At 62.4% G+C, this 1725-nt stretch carries 3 protein-coding genes; 2 read left to right on the top strand and 1 reads right to left on the bottom strand.

Features of this window, described 5'->3' with window-relative positions; translation table 11 throughout:
* The coding region (locus tag FJZ36_19305) for a hypothetical protein (protein MBM3217048.1) at window positions 1-373 on the bottom strand (373 nt) is incomplete at its 3' end.
* Between FJZ36_19305 and FJZ36_19300 the strand changes: the two genes are divergently transcribed.
* Both FJZ36_19300 and FJZ36_19295 read left to right on the top strand, forming a co-directional pair.
* The gene (locus FJZ36_19300) at window positions 328-786 is read left to right on the top strand and encodes a hypothetical protein (protein MBM3217047.1); all 459 of its coding nucleotides are present in this window, start codon (window positions 328-330) and stop codon (window positions 784-786) included. The two genes, FJZ36_19305 and FJZ36_19300, sit on opposite strands and share 46 nt — an antisense overlap.
* The gene (locus tag FJZ36_19295; protein MBM3217046.1) at window positions 681-1562 is read left to right on the top strand and encodes a DUF1828 domain-containing protein; all 882 of its coding nucleotides are present in this window, start codon (window positions 681-683) and stop codon (window positions 1560-1562) included. Before FJZ36_19300 ends, FJZ36_19295 begins: the two co-directional genes overlap by 106 nt.
* Window positions 1563-1725: the final 163 nt, after the last annotated feature.

The following is a 1725-nucleotide window of genomic DNA, read 5'->3' as shown; positions in this document are numbered from 1 at the left end:
CGCGCGACGGACAGCAATGCGCCGTCACCGTGTAGGCGCGGTTGAACCGGAGCCCTTCGCTCGCCAGACGTTCGGCGTTGGGCATCCGGCAGGGATGGTCCGGCTCCACCGTCATCGCTTGCTGCTGGTCGGTCATGAAGATCAGGATGTTAGGGCGCTGCATCGTCTCGCCTCCGCATGTGGGTGGGTTCCACTGTATAAGGCGTGGGCGGGCTGCGGCAACCCGCGCGTGCTTCGGATGAGCCGTAAGAGTGCCAGCCAACGGCAGACGTGTTAGGATGTGGCAAGCAGCACGGAGGGCGACGTCGTTGACGCGATGGAGCAGCCATGGGCCTGACCGACACCGAGTTCGAGACGATTCTGTGCGACGCATCCAAGCGGATTGACGGCGATATCCAGTGGCAGGAAGACGAGGACCACTCTCCGTCTGTCGAATTCCGAGCCGAGGTGATGTCAGACCCAGGATGGCCCCTGTTTGTGCGAGGCAGCTTCAATCCGCTGATCCCCGCGTTGACGTACACGCTCATTCTGCAGACGACCGGCAGGATCTACGCTCTTGACCTCGGCAAGGAGCACCACAACCCGCAATGCAACGAGGTCGGAGAGACGCACAAACATCGTTGGTCGGAGCGTTTTCGTGACAAGGAGGCGTACGCGCCCCATGACGTTTCCTCGTCAGCATCCGACCCGGTCGCGGTGTGGCGCGAATTCTGCGTCGAAGCGAGCTTGACCCACGATGGGGCGATGGATCATCCTCCCTCGCGCACGGGAGACCTATTCCAGTGACTTCGGTCCTTCTCGCCGAAGAGCTCGCGAGCGGGTTGGGTCCCCTGTTCAGTCACTCCGACCTTGGCGAGTACCAGCGCATCCGCACGCCATACCTCTACCCAGACGGCGATCACATCGACGTGTTCTGGAAGGTTCAAGGCGACGTCGTGCAGGTCTCCGATCTGGGAGAGACGACCCGATGGCTGCGGATGCAGACGGTGACTCCGCGCAGATCGCCCAAGCAGAACGCGCTCATTGCCGACGTCTGCCTCACGCATGGCGTCGAGTTCTACAAGGGGGTTCTCCTCGCGCGAAGCCGTCCGGGCGATGCGTTGCCAGCGGTGACGCTGCGGGTGGCTCAAGCGGCTCTGCGGGTATCGGATCTCTGGTTCACGTTCCGCGCTCGGTCGGTGGAATCGGTGACGGACGAAGTGGCGGACTTCCTCACAGAACGTGATATGACATTTGGACGCGGGCAGAAACTGGCTGGGAGGTCCGGAAGGACATGGTCACCTGATTTCCATGTTCGCGCCGTTCGTCGCAGTTCGCTGGTGTATGTGTTGAGCACAGGGAGCCGGTCGGCGGCCCGAGCCATCGTGAATCACGTCCATACGGCGTGGTACGATCTGAACCACCTTGCCGCGGGACCCGAAGCGTTGCGGTTCGTGTCCCTTTTCGACGACACGGCAGACGTGTGGAGTGATGAAGATTTCCGTCTGGCGGAGCAGCTCTCCATCGTGACGCGATGGTCACAGCCGGATGAGCTCGCCGAGACGCTTGAGGGAGTTGCGTGAGAAGGCATTATACGCGAGGCGCGTTCCAGTGCATTCGCGCTGACGCGGGCACCCTCTGCCTGCCGCGCGTCCAGACCGCGCGCTCGCATTCTGCAAGCTGTCGACGCCAACTGGTGGCACTTCCGAGAGGCGCTCCACAGAAACGGCGTTCGCGTCGACTTCA

It is taken from the genome of Candidatus Poribacteria bacterium, from assembly GCA_016866785.1.
Taxonomy (GTDB): Bacteria; Poribacteria; WGA-4E.
Note: the sequence above shows the minus strand (reverse complement) of the source record. Positions and strands in the feature narration are given on the sequence as shown.